A 17383-nucleotide genomic window follows, 5' to 3' on the forward strand; every position below is an offset into this window, starting at 1 on the left:
AAGCGAACGGAATATCCGCCCGTTATCGAATAATAAACAGGACGATAAGCGGTTAAAAATATTTAGATTTTTACAAAAAATAAGAGAATTAAATTATGAGTAATTGGGAAACAAAAAATTTATTTGATGTTATTGATATTATTGGAGGGGGAACACCCAAAAGAAGCAATAGTGAATATTGGAATGGGAATATAAATTGGTTGTCTGTCGCTGATTTTAATAATAATTCTAGATTTATATCATCATCTGCTGAAACAATTACTGAATTAGGATTAGTAAAAAGTAGTACAAAATTATTAAAAAAAGGGCAACTTATAATTTCAGCTCGTGGGACTGTTGGCTGCATTGCACAGCTATCAAAGGAAATGGCATTTAATCAATCTTGCTATGGTTTGAATGGTAAAGACGGAATAATTGATAATGGATTTTTATATTATTCTTTAAAAAATAGTATTGCAGAGTTAAAACAAAAAACTCACGGAGCTGTGTTTGATACAATTACAAGAGAAACATTTAAAAATATAAAAATTACTTATCCATCTCTAAGAACTCAAATTGATATTGCAAATAAATTAGGATTTTTAGACAAAAAAATCCAACTCAACACCAAAACCAACCAAACCCTAGAAAATATCGCACAAGCGATATTCAAAAGCTGGTTTATTGATTTTGACCCTGTACATACCAAAGCAAACGCACTCGCAAACGGCGACGATATCCAAACCGCCAACCGTAAAGCGATGATGACCCTATCAGGCAAAACAGACACCGAACTTACCGAAATGGCACAACAATCCCCCACCGAATACGCCCAACTACACCAAACCGCCCAAGCCTTCCCAAGTGAATTTGGTGAAAATGGATTGCCGTTGGGGTGGGAAATGAAGCCTTCGGATAGTTTATTTGATATAGCTATTGGAAAAACACCACCAAGAAAAGAACAAGAATGGTTTAGTAATAACAAAAATGACGTTCAATGGATTTCAATTAAAGATATGGGAAATTCAGGAACTTTTATTTTTAATAGTAGTGAGTATTTAACACATACAGCAGTTGATAAATTTAATGTTAGAAGAATACCAACTAATACTGTTCTTTTAAGCTTTAAATTAACTGTTGGTAGAGTAGTTATTACTACTTGTGAAACAACTACAAATGAAGCAATAGCACATTTTAAACTAAATAATAAAAAATCTATTTTAACAAGTGAGTTTTTATATTGTTATTTAAAAAGTTTTGATTTTAATAATTTAGGAAGCACTTCATCTATTGCAACTGCGGTTAATTCAAAAACTATTAAATCAATGCCTATTTTAAATGTTCCACAAGGTGTTTTATTAGAATTTCAAAACAAAATATTATCGATATTTGAACAAATCAAAAATAATCAAATAGAAATCAATTCTTTAATTGAAATAAGAGATACATTATTACCCAAATTATTAAATGGAGAGCTTTAAATGGAAAGAAAAGTAAGCTATTTAGAGCGATTATTTATTGAAGAATTAAATAATAGTGGTGATGAAATAATTATTTGTGGCTATGTTTTTGAAAGAGATCGAATATTATATGAGCTTGATCGCACTATTTATAATTTTGCTTTTGATGAATGGAAAGTCAATCGCCAAAGAGAAAATCTATCAAAAGCTGATGATTTATTAAAATTACATAATAATAAAAACAGATTTCAAATATTAAAAGGGTTAATAGAGAAACAGGTTGTTATTCCTTTTATTGGTGCAGGTCTTTCTAATCCAACAGGTTTACCATTATGGAAGGATTTTTTAGAGAATGCTATAACAGATATTAACGTAGATATTGATATTTTTAATCAGTATATAGCTAATTATGAATATGAGAATGTAGCTCAGTGCTTAGAAGATAGTAATAGAGCATTACTTCAAGATCACTTAAACAGCTCATTTGGTAAGACATATAGGATTGATGAGATTTGTGGTGTAATTTGCCGTTTACCTGATTTTTTCCCAAATTCTACAATTATTACCACAAATTACGATAATTTAATTAAAACTATTTATGAAGAAAATCAAATGCATTTTGCTGAATATTTAGATGGTATATATGCTGTTGAATTTAATCAATTACTTTCTCAAAACCAACGAGTGCTTTTAAAATTGCACGGCTCACATATAACAAGTAGTAAGAGAATTTTAACTAAAAGAGATTATGATCGACATTATAACGATAATAATACTATATCTAATTGCATAAAATCATTGTTTTCACGTTCAATCTTATTTATAGGGTGTAGCTTAAATGTCGATAGAATGGTCAAAGAAATGAGCAAATTTGTTGAACAAGAAGGAGCTGATAATTTAACAAAACATTATGCGTTTTTATCGTGTGAAAATATGACTGATGAAGAAAGAAAGCAAAGAATGGAAGAATTATCAAAAGCTAATATATTTCCGATTTGGTATGACGGAGATCACGATGAATGTATTGAAGCATTATTAGAAAAATTAAATGAGCGATAAAGTGAGCGATATAATGAGCGATAAAATTTTCCCTACTCGCTCAAACAAGCGGTCAATTCCCAACAAAAATTTACAAAAACAGGACAGATTATGAAACTAAACACACCGATAAATGAAGATCTTATTGAGCAACTAGCAATTAAACAATTAAAAATGCTCGGTTGGGGGTATCAATATGGCAAGGATATTCCGATTGATGAGCAGTTATCCATTGACGGTGCGTGGCGTTCTCGTGGCTCTCAGGTGGTGTTTAAGCCGTTGTTGAAGCAAGCGTTGGTGCGTTTAAATTCGGATATTCCTGAGTCTGTGATTGACGAAGTGGTGCAGAAAATTTGCTTTTCCGATAGTAGCGATTTGGCATTACAAAATCAGACAGCTTATGGCTGGTTGCGTAATGGCGTGGCGGTCAGTTATCAAAAAGAGGGTGAGCAAATCAGTGATCTGGTGCGTTTGATTGATTTTCAAAATGTGGCGAATAATGATTTTTTAGTGGTCAATCAATTAACTATTGCAGGGCGAAAAGGCAATCGCCGTCCTGATGTCATCGCTTATATTAACGGCTTGCCGATTGTGGTGTTTGAGTTGAAAAATCCTCTTATCGAAGAAGCGGATATTAGCAAGGCATATTCTCAGTTACAAACCTATAAAGATGAAATTACGGATCTGTTTATTTTTAATCAAGTGCTGGTAATCTCTGATAGCACCCAAGCACGTGTAGGATCGGTTACAGCAGATTTTGAGCGTTTTACACCGTGGCGAGTGGTAAATGAGAAGCAAAACAGTGTGCGAGTGCATTTTGAAAATGAATTAGAAAGTTTGCTTAATGGTTTATTCTCGCCTGAGATTTTGTTGGATTATATCCAAAATTTTACGGTGTTTGAAAAAAATGAAAAAGGAAAAATCATCAAAAAAATTGCCGCTTATCATCAATATTATGGCGTAAATGAGGCGGTGCAATCCACTGAAATTGCGATCAAGGGGAATAAGAAAATCGGTGTGGTGTGGCATACCCAAGGCAGTGGCAAATCTTTATCAATGCTGTTTTATACGGGCAAAGTGTTATCTCAAAAAATGTTAGGCAATCCAACCATTGTGGTAGTAACGGATCGCAATGATCTTGATGGTCAATTATTTAAAACCTTTTGTGAAGGGCAAGCGATTTTAAAACAAGTACCGATCCAAGCCCAAAACAGCGAGGAATTACGCCTAGAACTCGCCAAACGAGAAGCGGGCGGTGTGATTTTTACCACTATTCAAAAATTTGGATTGAGCGATGAAGAAGAAAGCCACCCTGTTTTAAATTCTCGCTCAAATATTATTGTGATTACCGATGAAGCCCACCGCTCGCAATATGGTTTCAATCAAAAAATTAACGCACAGGGGCAATATCGAGCGGGCTTTGCTAAACATTTACGCAGTGCGTTGCCGAATGCCTCTTTTTTAGGTTTTACAGGGACGCCGATTGAAATGGAAGATCGTGATACGCAAGAAGTTTTTGGAAAATATGTGTCGATTTATGATTTTCAAGATGCAGTGGAAGACGGTGCGACAGTGCCGATTATTTATGAGGCACGTCAAATCAGTTTAAATGAAAGCAACGAGTTTGATCGCTTGATGAAAGAAGCGAGGGATTTGCTCGATGATGAGGATAGCCCTGAATTTCGCTTGCGTGAAAAACTGATGGGGACGGACGAGCGTTTGGATAAATTGGCGAATGATTTTATTCATCATTTCTCAGAACGTAATACGGTGTTTGAGGGTAAGGCGATGTTGGTGGCGATGAGCCGTGATATTTGTGTAAAAATTTATCAAAAAATCACCGCTTTACGCCCCGAATGGCACAGTGAAGATGTTAATCAAGGGGCGATCAAAATTGTTATGACAAGCAATGCAAGTGATCCACAAGCGTGGCAGATCCATAATCAAGATAAAAAAGTGTTAGAAAAACGCTTTAAAGATCCTGATGATCCGTTAAAAGTAGTGATTGTGCGTGATATGTGGCTCACAGGATTTGACGCTCCTTGTTGTCATACGATGTATATCGATAAGCCGATAAAAGGGCATAATTTAATGCAGGCGATCGCAAGGGTAAACCGTGTGTTTCGTAATAAAAGCCGTGAAAATGGCGGATTGATCGTGGATTATGTAGGGCTAACGGAAGAATTGCGAGAAGCAACCGCAAATTACACCAACGCAAACGGCAAAGGCTCGGTTAAGCAAGACATTAACGCTGTTTTTGAAAAAATGTGTGAATATATTTCTATTATTCGTGGACAATTCGCAAGCGTGGTGGATGGCAAAAAATTTAGTGTGGACGATGTATTAAAAATCACAAATCCATCGCAATTATTGACAGAAATTCTAAATGCTGCAAACCATATTGTCGGCTTGGATCGTGTAAATTCATCACAACAAGATCCAAATAAAAAAGAGGCAACTCCACGCAAAAAAGCCTTTTTAGAAGCGGTGCGATTAGCCAAAAAAGGGCTTTCTTTATGCGGTGCATTACCAGAAGCTACACCTTATAAACAAGAACTTGCGTTTTATGATGCTGTTCGAGCGACCATTATCAAAAACAGTGCCACCAAAGATCCGAAAACAGGCAAAAATGAACAGCAATTAAAATTAGTCTCCTTGATCAATCAAGCGGTTACTTCTGATGGCGTAGTGGATCTTTTTGATTTACTCGGACAAGAACGTCCAAATATCAACTTGTTATCCGATGAGTTTTTAGATGTGATCCGCCAAAGCCCGACCAAAGATTTGTGGACATCTGCGATTGAGCGTTATTTGAAATCTAAAATCAATGAATTGAGCGGTACGAATTTAACCACCAAAGCAGATTTTGAGCAACGTTTAAAAGAAGCGATGAATCAATATCACAACCATAACTTATCGGTGTTAGACATAATCGAAGAACTGATCGGCTTGGCGAAAGAGTTTGATGAACAGAGCAAACGTGGGCAAAAATTAGGATTAAGCGAGGCAGAATTAGCCTTTTATGACGCCCTTGCTAAAAATGACAGTGCCAAAGAACTAATGGGCGATTTAACTTTAATCAAGTTGGCACGAGAAATCACCGATAAACTACGCAAATCTGCCACGATTGACTGGCAATATAAAGAAGGCGTAAAAGCCAAAATGCGAATTTTAGTGCGCCGAATGCTGATGATTTATAAGTATCCACCGGATAAACAAGAAGATGCCATTAAGTATGTGTTAGAGCAGGCAGAGGCGATTGCGGAGATGTTGTAAATAGAAGGATAAAAATGCCAGGATTGTATCTGGCATTTTTTGTTCTAATGATACCCCATCAAAACCAATAAATTTTTCGTATATTCAATGGCTTCGCTGCGATTATTGACACCGATTTTTTGGTATAAATTACGAATGTGGGTTTTGATGGTTGTCATTGCGACCACAAGCTCTTGAGAGATCTGTTCGTTGCTATAACCTGAATAAATTAGCCCTAATACTTGCCATTCACGCGTTGTAAGTGGGCTGATTTTGAGTAGTTCAGGGACTTGGGGATTTTCAAGGAGTTTTTGCACAAATTCCTGATCAAAATGGGCAAATTTGTGGCGGTTATGTTGGTTGATACTGCGTAAAATAAATTGTGCTTTGCGAAGTGAAAGTTCATCAAGGACATTTATTTGCAATAGTTGGCGGATCTGTTGTGCCATTATGTCGCCTTCAATCACAAATGCACTAATAAAATTCGTTTGTTGGCTGATTTCTAGGGCTTTGATCAGATCTCTTTGTGCCAGTTCTTTTTTATTTTGATGAATAAAAACAAGATTTCTTAAAATTAATGCACGTTGGATATCGCTGGTTAGTTTCAATTCCTCTGCAGTATGTAAAATATTTTTTAAGATACTGAGTGCTTGCTCAGGTTTATTTTGTAATAAATAAGCACGTGCAATATTACGAGATTGGCGTTGCGTAAAGTGGTTTGATGCTCGGCTTGGCAGGCTTTTTTTAATTAACCAGCTATCAAATTGTGAATTATCTTTGGTTAATTGATAGTAAATCACTTGAATTTCATCAAGGGTTGCCGTCCAATCTTTGTGTGCAGGAAAGTGTCCGATAGAATGTTGGCACTGTTCAATTAAGCGTTTGGCATTATTCAAATCGCCACGCACTAATGAGATTTTAGCAAGCAATGCCAAGCATTGTAGTTTTTCATCTTCTTTTTCTAAAATATCAATTCCTGCGTTTGCCATTGCTTCGGCTTGGTCAAGATTATGCCATTCCCATTGAATTTGCCCTTTTAGACGCAATAAAAATTCGTGCATTGGAATTTGATGAAAGCTTTCTGCTTGTAAGGTCGTTTCTTTCAATAGATCATAAGCAGATTGTAAGAAACCTTGTGCAGATAAAATTTCAGCCTGTTGTAATTTAGACCATAACCAGTGATGATAAGTATGTTGTGAAAGTGCCATTTTTTCTACTTGTTTCATCTGTACCATTGATTCTTGCAAATTACCACGACAATGTTGAGCCTCTGCGATAACTGAAATGGCGACAATTCTGGCGTAGCTAAATTCTTGGGGAATGGTTAATAGAGCGTTGCTGGCGAGCTTATAAGCCAGTTCATCATCGCCTTCGTTTAATGCAACTTGTCCACGCAGTGCGTCAAATTTTCCTTGATAGTGTTCTGCAAGCGGTGAATTTGTATTAAATTTTTGCAAAATTCCGCTGACTTCTTGATAACGGTGCTGACTTTGAACCACCCACGCTTTAAGTAAGACTAAGGTTGGATCTTGCCACATTAGCTCTGGGGGAAGATGGTTTAAACTGTCTTCAAGTAATTTTAATTGCCCTTGATGAAACAAAGACCAACCGTGCTGTTGGAGAATTTGATAAAGAGTTTGGGTGTCAGTAATTTGTTGGGCGTGATAAATCGCCTCTTGGCAGAACCCTAATTTTAACCATTCCATTGCGGCACGTTGATTGAGCTTTTGCCACTCATCAGGCAATTCTAAACGGCAACTCTGCGTGAGATAAGAGGATAAAATAGGATGGAATTTCCACCAAATATCGCCATCATTATTATCAATGCGTTGGATAAAAAGCCCTTGTTTTTCTAATTCATCAAGTTTCTTAGCACTGTTTTTATCTTGGGTTATTGCCGTTGCGAGGGTTTCATTTATGGAGTGTAAAATCGCACAGCGTTGCATAAATTGTTTGAGTTCAGGATCAATATAATGGAAGATTTCTTCGTTCAGATAATCAGCGATGTGGTGCTGATTCAGTTTCGCAAATAATTTTTGTGGGCTTTTGATCAAGTCGCTATTTTGTTTCAGAATAAAGCTGATTAACTGTAATCCTGTTGCCCAACCTTCCACTTGTTCGCACAGGGTAAATATCGCTTCTTGGGTAAAAGTATCATTTAATTTTAATTCAAAAAATTGCTTTGCTTCGTTGTGGGTAAAAGCAAGCTGGCTCATATTGATTTCTAAAAGCTGTTCGTGAATGCGTAGGTTTGTGATACTAAGTGGGGGCGTTAAGCGAGAAAGAATAATTAAATTCATCGTAGCAGGTTGATTCTTCAACCAAAAGCGGAGTGCGTTGTGAATTTCAGCGTTTTCAATATGATGATAATCATCAATAATTAAACTAAAATTTGTGTCGATTTTATTTAATTTAACCAGTAATTGTGAGAAATAATCGGTTAAGTCATTTTGATAGTTTAAATCATCGGTTTCCATCCCACAGGCTTGGACTAATGCAGCAGTAAAATAGCGAGAAAATTGCTCTGTTTTGTTATCACTTTTATCTAACGCATACCAACCCGTATGTGATTGACGCTCTTTCCATTGAGATATTAGTGTAGTTTTACCATAGCCAGCGGGGGCGGTAATCAGAGTGAGGGGATAGTGATGAATGCTATCAAGCTCTGTTAATAACTGTGTTCGTTCAATATTATGATTAGAATGCGTTTGATTTTGTTTGCTTGAAATAAGTTTTGTTGGAATCAATTTTGCTAGTGACTGCATATTACCTCCATAGTATCAACCCTATGATTGTAACAAAAAACAGCCACTAGACAATTATAAATAAGACAATTTGTTAGAAATTATTTATCTATTTTCTTGATTGCTATGATATTATTTCTGAACTTAACCTTGATTTGGTTTGTGGAATAGGGTTACTGCAATGAAAATAAAGCCTAAGAAACAGGCGATAATTAACGCATAGAATCCACCGTTCCAGCCGTATAAATCCACTAATTTACCTATTACCCAGCCTGCACTTGCTGAACCTAAAAAATAGCCAAATAAACCTGTTAAGCCCGTTGCTGTCCCTGTTGCAACACGAGGCACTAAATCAGCCGCTTGTAAGCCGATCATCATCACAGGTCCATAGATTAAGAAACCAATCGCAACTAAGCTGATTTCATCAACAAGTGGATTGCCTGCTGGGTTTTTCCAATAAACAATAATTGCAATTAATACGCCAACAAGGAAAAGCAACATTGGTGGTGCACGGTGTCCTTTGAAAACTTTATCACTTAAATAACCGCTTGCAAGCATTCCAAAAATGCCTGCATATTCATACATAAAATATGCCCAGCTTTGTTTGTCCACAGAGAAGTGTTTTACTTCTTTTAAGTAGGTCGGAGCCCAGTCGATAATGCCGTAGCGAATAAAATAAACGAACACATTGGCAATCGCAATCGCCCATAGGAATTTATTATTGATGATATATTTGTAGAAAATATCACGAGCGGTGAGGGTGTTTGCTGATTCCACTTTTTCAATAACTTTTTCTTTTTTCCATTCATCAACAGGCGGTAAGCCTTGTGATTCAGGGGTGTCACGTAATAAATAGAGCATAACAAAAGCAAGTAGAATAGCGATAAGAGCCGGCAAGTAAAAGAGTGATTGCCATACGCCAAAAATAGATAAACCTAAAATGGCAAGTGGTCCGATTAAACCACCACCGAGATTGTGTGACACATTCCACCAACTCCACCACGAACCACGCTCAGACACTGAGAACCAGTTTGTCATCGTTTTAGCGCCTGGTGGGTAACCCATTCCTTGGAACCAGCCATTTAAGGCTGCTAAGATGATCATGATTGGAATGGAAGATAACACGCCTGGGACTAGCCCGAACACTAAGCTAACAATCGCTGAGCCGATTAATCCTAATGTCATAAAATAGCGTGGATTTGAGCGATCTGACACATTGCCCATAATGAATTTACTAAAACCGTAAGCGAGGGATAACGCAACGCCAACGCTACCGAGATCGGTTTTGGTAAATCCATATTCGTCAATTAAGTAGGGAATGGCGAGGGAAAAGTTTTTGCGGATTAGGTAATAAGCGGCATAGCCAATAAATACACCTGCGAATACTTGCCAACGTAATTTTTTATACTCTGCATCTGTACGAGCCTCATCTATCCTTGGGGCTGGAGCAGATGCTTTCAAGAATGAAAACATATTTATAACTCCTTATGAAATAATGGAAGTGCTATTATCAATCAAAAAAAATATTTTTCAATCTATTTTAGTGTGATAATTGCTCGTCTAGAGGTTTTCTATTCTCAATAGGCGGTCATCTTATTAAAAATAAATAGCAAAAAAAAAGCATTCAAGATTTTTACCTTGTTTGTATTCTCTTACGGAGGTATATCTAATTTATTTTTTAAATTCCCCTTTTTTTTTTGTGTGTATTGGTATACTATCTAGCATCTTCGATATTCTGAGATTATTTTTTAAGGAAATTAAATGAAATTAAAACTTACAATAGTTTATATTGCCATCGGATTTGGTATGAATAGTGCTTTTTCGCAAAATCAAAGTATTATTCTTGATGAAATTAACGTTATTGGAAATATATCTAAGGATAATACAGATCCATTATCATATAAACCAAAATCTAATGATATTGTTGTTACTAAAAGAGAATTAAGATCGAAATCTAGTACTTTAGGAAATGCATTATCAAGTGAATTAGGGGTGCACTCTAGTCAGTTTGGAGGAGGAGCAAGTTCTCCTATTATCAGAGGGCAAGAAGGTGTTAGACTAAAAGTTTTATCTAATGGATCTGATGTAATAGATATGGCAGAGTTATCTCCTGATCATAATCATGGAGTAGATACATTATTATCGAGTAAAGTTGAAATTATCAGGGGAGCCACTACATTATTGTATGCAAATGCATCAAGTGCTGGAGTTATTAATGTCATTGATGAACGTATTCCAACAGAAGTTCCTGATCTCTTAGTTGGTGAAGGTGCAATTCGTTATAATTCAAATAGTAATGAGAAATTGAAAACAATAGGCTTAACAGGTGGAGTTGGTAAGTATTTAGCTGTTAGAATTGAAGGCTTACACCGTGGTTCAGATATCTATAAAGTACCAGAATTTAATTTAGGTGAAAAAATTGATTATGTCCCTGATACACAAAATCATACAAAATTAGGAAGCTTCGGTTTCAATTTTATAGGAAGTAAGGGCTCTATTGGTGCCTCAGTAACGGAACGCTCTGAAAATTATGGTATACCAGGGCATGATCATCAAATGGATACCTGCCATGCACATATTAAAGGAGAAAATGATAATCATGGTTATTATCTTGGAATGTATCCACATTTAACGGATGATACAGATCTTTTGAATGCTCATTTTGATGGTTGTGGGCAAATTTCATTAGATCACAAGCATAGTCACAAACATCCTTATGGACATTCTCATCATCTAGGTACAAAAGGACCAAATGTTGTTTCTTTTTCTCGTCGAAAGGATATTAAAGCACAATTAAACAAACCTCTTAGAGGGCTAGACAGACTTCGGATATATTATACAACAACAAAGTATCATCATGATGAAAAAGATGGTGCTGTTGTTACTAATTTATTTAATAATAATGGTAATAATACACGAATAGAGCTATTCCATACTCCTACTTCAGGTTTTTCTGGTGTTATAGGTATGCAGTATCAGAAAAAATCAATGGATGCCAATATTCCACGTCGAACACCGTGTAGTACACTCTATGGACATCCTTGTTCTAAAAGTCTTAATCCTAATGAATTTTTAAAGCCAATAACAGAACAAGATAGGGTTCACTGGGCTCTTATTCCTAATAAAAATGTACAAACTAGTTTTTTTATAGCAGAAAAATTTAAATATAAAGATTTTGTATTTGATGCAGCAATTCGTACTGAAAAACAGCGTATTCATATTGATTATGATGTAGAGCAATTAAAAAACAATCGTCGTATTAAATATGATCGATGGAGTGATTCTAATCCATTAAAAAAAGTTTGTTCACCTGAGAAAAAATCTAGTCCTTGGTCTTGGTCTGGTGATCCAAATCCAGATTATGATAAAATAGCTTGCGATGTAGAAATTGACAAAATAGAACCACTTCCAAGTTTATCTAATTACAACGAGCGAGCAACATCTTATGCTTTTAGTACCTTATGGAGATTTAAACCAAAATATGAAGTTACATTAGCTTATTCTCATAATGAGAGACATCCAACTCCAATGGAACTGTATTATCATGGTAATCATATTGCGACTTCATCATATGAACATGGTAATAAAAATTTAACTAAAGAAATTTCTGATAGTTATGAGATTAATTCAGCTTATCAAGGAGATAAATTACGCTATAGTATAAGCTTATATTATAGTTATTTTAAAAATCGTATTTTTAATCAAACATTATCTAAATTAGGAAACTTATCTTTAAATCGTTATGCACAATCAAAAGCAGAATATTATGGTATTGAAGGACGTCTTGATTATGAAATAAATAATCATTTAGATGTTGGTGTTTTTGGTGATTATGTTCGAGGTAAATTATTTGATTTAGCACCAAAGCAAACAAGAACAGATGGTCGATTTGTTGAATATGTTGCTCAGCCAGATCAAAATGCTCCACGTGTACCACCTGCTCGTTTAGGATTAAGAATTAAATGGGATATAACAGATGCGTTATCAAGTGATTTAGAATATACCTATGTCTTTAAACAAAGAAAAGTAGCTCCTCTTGAAAATAAAACGGAAGGATATCAATTATTAAATCTAGGCTTGTCATATGATCATTTTTATAAGGATATTGATTACTCAATCTTTATGAAAGTAGATAACGCATTTAATAAAAAAGTTTACTCACACACATCATATTTATCCTTTGTCCCTCAAATGGGACGAAATATTACTATGGGAGTGAATTTTTCTTTCTAAGAATATTTTTACTCTATTAGAATTCGTAGATTTTTAGGGTATGTAATGGTTTCTGTAGGGCATTTGGTCATTTTAATTACCATAATAATACATATACTAATAAGAGCTTTCGTTTTATTAAAATTAAAAAGCGATTTTCTAGTGACTGTTTTTTTATTGCTTTATATAGTATCAATACTATGATTGTAACAAAACAGCCACTAGATAATTATAAATTATATGATTTATAGGAAATCATTTAGTTCACTTTCTTAGGCATTGGTTTGCCAATGATAATAAAGAAAATCCCAAAAACAAGCATTAGCATACAGTACCAAACGTAAGGGATGATATCGATTGGCGAGATAGAGCATAATCCAGCCATAACAAGTAATTGTCCACCAAATGGCGATAAGCCACTAAATGCCGATGAAAAGAGATCTAAAATCGCCGCAATACGACTTCTATTTATTCCAATTTCATTACCGATATTTTTAGCGATTGGACCTGAAACAATGATTGAAATTGTATTATTGGTGGTGGCGATATCTAATAAACTCACAAGGCTTGCGATACTAAATTCGCCTGCACGAACACTTTTTACATTTTTGGTTAAGTGATAAAGCAGATAATCAATGCCACCTAAATATTTCATTAACGCAACCATACCGCCCACTAAGACGGCAATTAACGCCATATCTTCCATCCAAACCATTCCAGTGTGAATCACTTTAAAGCTTTCAAGAATCGTAAAATCTTGGTGCATAACGCCAATAATTAAGCCAGATAAAATCCCCAATCCCATAACCGGAATCACGTGCATACCCACCAAAGAAAGCACGATAATAATCGCATAAGGTAAGATGTTCAGTAAGTTAAAATCAAGGTGTTCTGTTACCGCACTTGCATTGACATCAACAAGCAATAATAGGGCGATATTGATAATAATTGCTGGCAGTACCATTAAGAAATTGACTTTAAATTTGTCTTTCATTGTCACTTCTTGGGTTCGGGTTGCCGCAATGGTGGTGTCTGAGATGAAAGAAAGGTTATCCCCAAACATTGCACCGCCAATTACGATCCCTGCAACTAATGGAATATCTACGCCGATTTTTGTAGCAATACCAATCGCAATCGGAGCTAAGGTTGAGACCGTTCCCATTGACGTTCCCATCGCAAAACTCAGGATACAAGACACCACGAATAAACCCGGTAAAATGATATTTGAAGGTAAAATACTTAATCCGATATTCACGATAGAATCTACGGCGTGCATTGAATTAGCAACGCTATAAAATGCCCCTGCTAATAGGAATATAATGACCATTAAAATAAGGGTTTCTTCGCCGCCACCTTTACAAAAAATTGTCACTTTTTTGGTAAAAGAAATTTTGTGATTTTTGTCATTTAAGAAAAATGCAACTAAGCAACCGATCGAAATACCGACCATAATCGGCATTGTTTCAAAGCTTCCCGAGATTACCCTAACGAGGATATAAGTGATTAAAAAAGCGAATAAAGGAAATAAACCTTTGATATTTCCTTTATTCAAACCTGAGCCATTTGGCATTTTATTTGTCTCCATTGATGAAATTAAATTTAAAGCGATGTTTAAATCAAAGCCTTACAAGATAGTCAAAAATGGCGTTAAAATCAAGCTGCAATTTTTACTTTCCCGCCCACACGACCATCACTTTATCTCCTTCATACTGACGACTAAATGCAAAATAATTTTGGGTTTCTAGCGTGATATTTTTCCCTTTTCCAACCGCAATATGGTTTTTTCTGAAATGGGTTAATTTTTTCCAATGGTTAAATAATGCTTGATGATTAGGCTTGATGAGATCTTCCCAGTTCATATCTGAGCGTGTGCCTTGTAATGGATCTGAGCCTGTTGCACCAAATGGACGTGCCGTTTCATCGCCATAATAAATTTGTATCGCACCTGGCGAGAGTAGTAATAAACTGCCTGCGATTTTCTGTTTATTAAGATCTTTCTCGCTTGCTTTATCAAAAAAGAGTAGCGTATCGTGGGAAGAAAGATAACTTAACACGTTGAAATCCGTTAATTTATCACTCATTGATTGATAGGTTTCCCCAATATTCGCAAAGCAATCTAAGGATTTTTGGGCTTCATTTTGGAAATCAAAATTGATCATCGCATCAAAACCATTTTGATAATAATCATTTTTCATCACGCCTAAGCCCCACGCCTCTCCTGTCATCCAAAAATCATCACCAAAGTTTTTGTGATTTTTTTGCCACTCTTTTAAAGCTTGTGATGATGCTTTTTTTAAGGCGAGCCACGTGCTTTTCTCAACGTGTTTGGCGGTATCAACACGAAAGCCGTCAATACCATATTTACGCACCCAATCACTCAGCCAAGTGATCAGATAATCACGCACTTTGGCATTATCTAAGTTTTTGGCATTTGTTGCTTTTTTTGCAAAAAATTCAGGTAATTTGACCGCTTGTTCACTTTCTGTTTTTAAGTCTGGCAATGACGCAAGGGACATTTGCAGATCATTAAATTTTGCACCATCATAATCGCCAATATCGGAACGCACCCAAGCCTTACCCCACCAATTTTTCCAGCCATCTTTATGACCAAAATGAATATATTCATTGAATTTATGCCAATTTTCATTCGCTTTTGGTCTCCAATCTGTCCATTTTTTACCGAAGATTTTTTCTGCTTCTTTATCATCTAAATAAAGCTGACCAAAATTAAATTCCTGCATATCTGCAAGGGTGGCATAACCAGTATGATTCATTACGATATCAAAGAGTACGCGAATCCCTTTTTTATGGGCTTGCTCAACAAAGGCTTTTAACTCTTGTTCTGTTCCCATATTCGCATCAACTTTTGTCCAATCTAAATGATAGTAACCGTGATAAGCGTAGTGTGGAAAATCCCCCTGAGATCCGCCACCAACCCAGCCGTGAATTTGCTCTAACGGTGAACTGATCCAAATGGTATTGATGCCAAGATCCGATAAATAATCAAGTTTTTGTGTTAAGCCTTTGAGATCGCCACCGTGAAACGTACCAATCTCGTGCATACCGTCTTTTTTACGTCCATAGCTGTGATCGTTACTCGGATCGCCATTGTAAAAACGATCCGTTAAAACAAAATAAACAATGGCATTATGCCAGTCAAAGGTGGCTTGAACCGTTGAATTAGCTGGCTCTAAAAGTAACAATCCGTTGGCATTGGGATCAGGCAATATTGTGATTTTACCTTGCTCTACGGTTGCCACTTGCCCTGAATAAAAATCACGGACTTTTTCCCCATTTTTAAATGTGGAAGAAACATCAACAGTGATGGGCTTTTTATTCCAAACAGGGCAGGTTTTTACACTTTTTTGAGGGGCTTTTGTTGGTTTAACCGTTATTTTTAATTTAGGCGTAGCTTCTTGAGCATTGATTGTTGCAATATATTGCCCCTTTCTAAAAATACGCAAATTGACTTTTTTATCATCACAGGGAATCAGTGAAAGATCCGTATTTAATTTGATATTTCCAGTGGGTTGATAGCATTTTTTATCAACATAAAATTGCAGTGGATAGCTGCCTTTCTCCAAATTTGCTTGTGCTTGAAACAGATGATCTTGCTGTTTTTCAAAATGAGAGAACGACGCATTTTCCCATTGGTTTGCATAAGCAATATTAGAAAGAGCAAGAGGCAATAATAACAATCTTTTCATTATGCTACTCCTTTAGGACTATTTTTTGGCGGAGACTTTTTTCAAAAATAATTGACGAGGTTGCGTTAAGCCCAACTGTTCTGCTTCAGTCACAAGATTCATCGCTTTGCTAATGTCATTTTGTTTTAACGCACTTAGCACCGCATTATTAAAATATTGCTCTGTACTATTTTCTACTTTTTGAATGGTTTTTGGGGTTGGTTTTGACACTGTTTTTGTTTCACCGACCACTGTCGCCTGTGGCTGTTTCGCTTCAAAAAGAGGGCTATTTAAACCGATAAATTGACTGGTTTGTACGCCTTCCACATCAATTTTAATTTTACCCATATTGGTATGTTTAACTTGAATATCATTGATTGCTGGTGGCTGATTGCCTTTCGCTTTGGCGTAAAGTTTAGCTGGGTGCGTAATTGTGGTGGTTTTTTCTAAATCTTGTTTGGTTGTATAAACTAATAAGTAAAGATAATCTTGATTGGCGGTCGGGGTTAAATTTAATTGTGCGGTCAGTTGAGGTTCATCTAGGCCACGAGCTTCAGTAAGTTTAAAACTTGATGCAGGGTATGTAACAGACGGATTAAAATTTGCATCAAGCACTAGCACATTAGGAACAAAAATATGATCATTATCCACCACTAAACTGCTGATACTTGCTTTTATTGTGCCTTGGTTTGCAGGGATTTTATAACCGACTACCGCACTCTCAAAACCTGCAATAGAGGTAATAAATGATTTAATTTGAGTTGAGGTTAAATCAGCGTGTTGCTTTTGTGAAAAATTAATATTTTGCCAGTTTAATGTGCTTAATGCTGTTTTATCAAGTTGAGGTTGAGCGGTGGCAAAGGTTGAAACGGCAAAGAGTGTTGAGATAAAAATAGCAATTTTATTTTTCATAATATTTCCGATCCTTATTAAAAAAATAAGCGGTTAAATTTTTTCAATTTCTTGCAAAAAGTTGGAAAAATATCACCGCTTATGATTAGTTTTTTAA

9 protein-coding genes are annotated in these 17383 nt (G+C 35.8%); 4 read left to right on the forward strand and 5 right to left on the reverse strand.

Going from position 1 to position 17383, the window contains the following annotated elements; all coding sequences use genetic code 11:
* Window positions 1-95 precede the first annotated feature (95 nt).
* The 3 genes from DYE60_RS00505 to DYE60_RS00515 all read left to right on the forward strand — a co-directional run bounded on the left by DYE60_RS00505 (window position 96) and on the right by DYE60_RS00515 (window position 5753).
* Window positions 96-1460: a restriction endonuclease subunit S gene (locus tag DYE60_RS00505; RefSeq protein WP_115314662.1), complete on the forward strand. Its 1365-nt coding sequence runs from the start codon at window positions 96-98 to the stop codon at window positions 1458-1460.
* Window positions 1461-2498 carry an SIR2 family protein gene (locus DYE60_RS00510; RefSeq protein ID WP_115314664.1) on the forward strand — a complete coding sequence of 346 codons (1038 nt, stop codon included), beginning with the start codon at window positions 1461-1463 and terminating at the stop codon, window positions 2496-2498.
* 90 nt (window positions 2499-2588) lie between these two features.
* Window positions 2589-5753, forward strand: coding sequence for a type I restriction endonuclease subunit R (locus DYE60_RS00515; RefSeq protein WP_115314666.1), 3165 nt, complete (start codon window positions 2589-2591; stop codon window positions 5751-5753).
* A 44-nt stretch (window positions 5754-5797) separates the two neighbouring features.
* Here DYE60_RS00515 and malT read toward each other — a convergent pair whose 3' ends face one another.
* Together malT and pgtP are read right to left on the reverse strand one after the other, a co-directional pair.
* On the reverse strand, window positions 5798-8497 hold the full coding sequence (gene malT / locus DYE60_RS00520) for an HTH-type transcriptional regulator MalT (protein WP_115314668.1): 2700 nt from the start codon (window positions 8495-8497) through the stop codon (window positions 5798-5800).
* A gap of 123 nt (window positions 8498-8620) precedes the next feature.
* The gene (gene pgtP / locus DYE60_RS00525; protein WP_115314670.1) at window positions 8621-9949 is read right to left on the reverse strand and encodes a phosphoglycerate transporter protein PgtP; all 1329 of its coding nucleotides are present in this window, start codon (window positions 9947-9949) and stop codon (window positions 8621-8623) included.
* 288 nt (window positions 9950-10237) lie between these two features.
* Between pgtP and DYE60_RS00530 the strand changes: the two genes are divergently transcribed.
* Entirely contained in the window at window positions 10238-12709 is a 2472-nt protein-coding gene (locus DYE60_RS00530) for a TonB-dependent receptor (RefSeq protein ID WP_115314672.1), read from the forward strand.
* Between the two features lie 238 nt (window positions 12710-12947).
* On the opposite strand, the gene DYE60_RS00535 is transcribed toward DYE60_RS00530, so the two are convergent.
* From DYE60_RS00535 to malM, 3 genes are all read right to left on the reverse strand, one after another.
* On the reverse strand, window positions 12948-14258 hold the full coding sequence (locus DYE60_RS00535; RefSeq protein ID WP_115314674.1) for a Na+/H+ antiporter NhaC family protein: 1311 nt from the start codon (window positions 14256-14258) through the stop codon (window positions 12948-12950).
* Between the two features lie 97 nt (window positions 14259-14355).
* Window positions 14356-16398, reverse strand: a complete 2043-nt coding sequence (locus tag DYE60_RS00540; protein ID WP_424450103.1) for an alpha-amylase — start codon at window positions 16396-16398, stop codon at window positions 14356-14358.
* A gap of 15 nt (window positions 16399-16413) precedes the next feature.
* Window positions 16414-17286: a maltose operon protein MalM gene (malM, locus tag DYE60_RS00545; protein ID WP_115314678.1), complete on the reverse strand. Its 873-nt coding sequence runs from the start codon at window positions 17284-17286 to the stop codon at window positions 16414-16416.
* Window positions 17287-17383: the final 97 nt, after the last annotated feature.

The sequence above is a fragment of the Phocoenobacter uteri genome (assembly GCF_900454895.1).
Lineage (GTDB): Bacteria > Pseudomonadota > Gammaproteobacteria > Enterobacterales > Pasteurellaceae > Phocoenobacter > Phocoenobacter uteri.

Excerpts from the sequence above, each read along its gene's own strand:
- DYE60_RS00535 (WP_115314674.1), bottom strand. The coding sequence starts at position 14,258 with ATGCCAAATGGCTCAGGTTTGAATAAAGGAAATATCAAAGGTTTATTT.
- pgtP (WP_115314670.1), bottom strand. The coding sequence starts at position 9,949 with ATGTTTTCATTCTTGAAAGCATCTGCTCCAGCCCCAAGGATAGATGAG.
- DYE60_RS00505 (WP_115314662.1), top strand. The coding sequence starts at position 96 with ATGAGTAATTGGGAAACAAAAAATTTATTTGATGTTATTGATATTATT.
- malM (WP_115314678.1), bottom strand. The coding sequence starts at position 17,286 with ATGAAAAATAAAATTGCTATTTTTATCTCAACACTCTTTGCCGTTTCA.
- DYE60_RS00530 (WP_115314672.1), top strand. The coding sequence starts at position 10,238 with ATGAAATTAAAACTTACAATAGTTTATATTGCCATCGGATTTGGTATG.
- DYE60_RS00510 (WP_115314664.1), top strand. The coding sequence starts at position 1,461 with ATGGAAAGAAAAGTAAGCTATTTAGAGCGATTATTTATTGAAGAATTA.
- DYE60_RS00515 (WP_115314666.1), top strand. The coding sequence starts at position 2,589 with ATGAAACTAAACACACCGATAAATGAAGATCTTATTGAGCAACTAGCA.
- malT (WP_115314668.1), bottom strand. The coding sequence starts at position 8,497 with ATGCAGTCACTAGCAAAATTGATTCCAACAAAACTTATTTCAAGCAAA.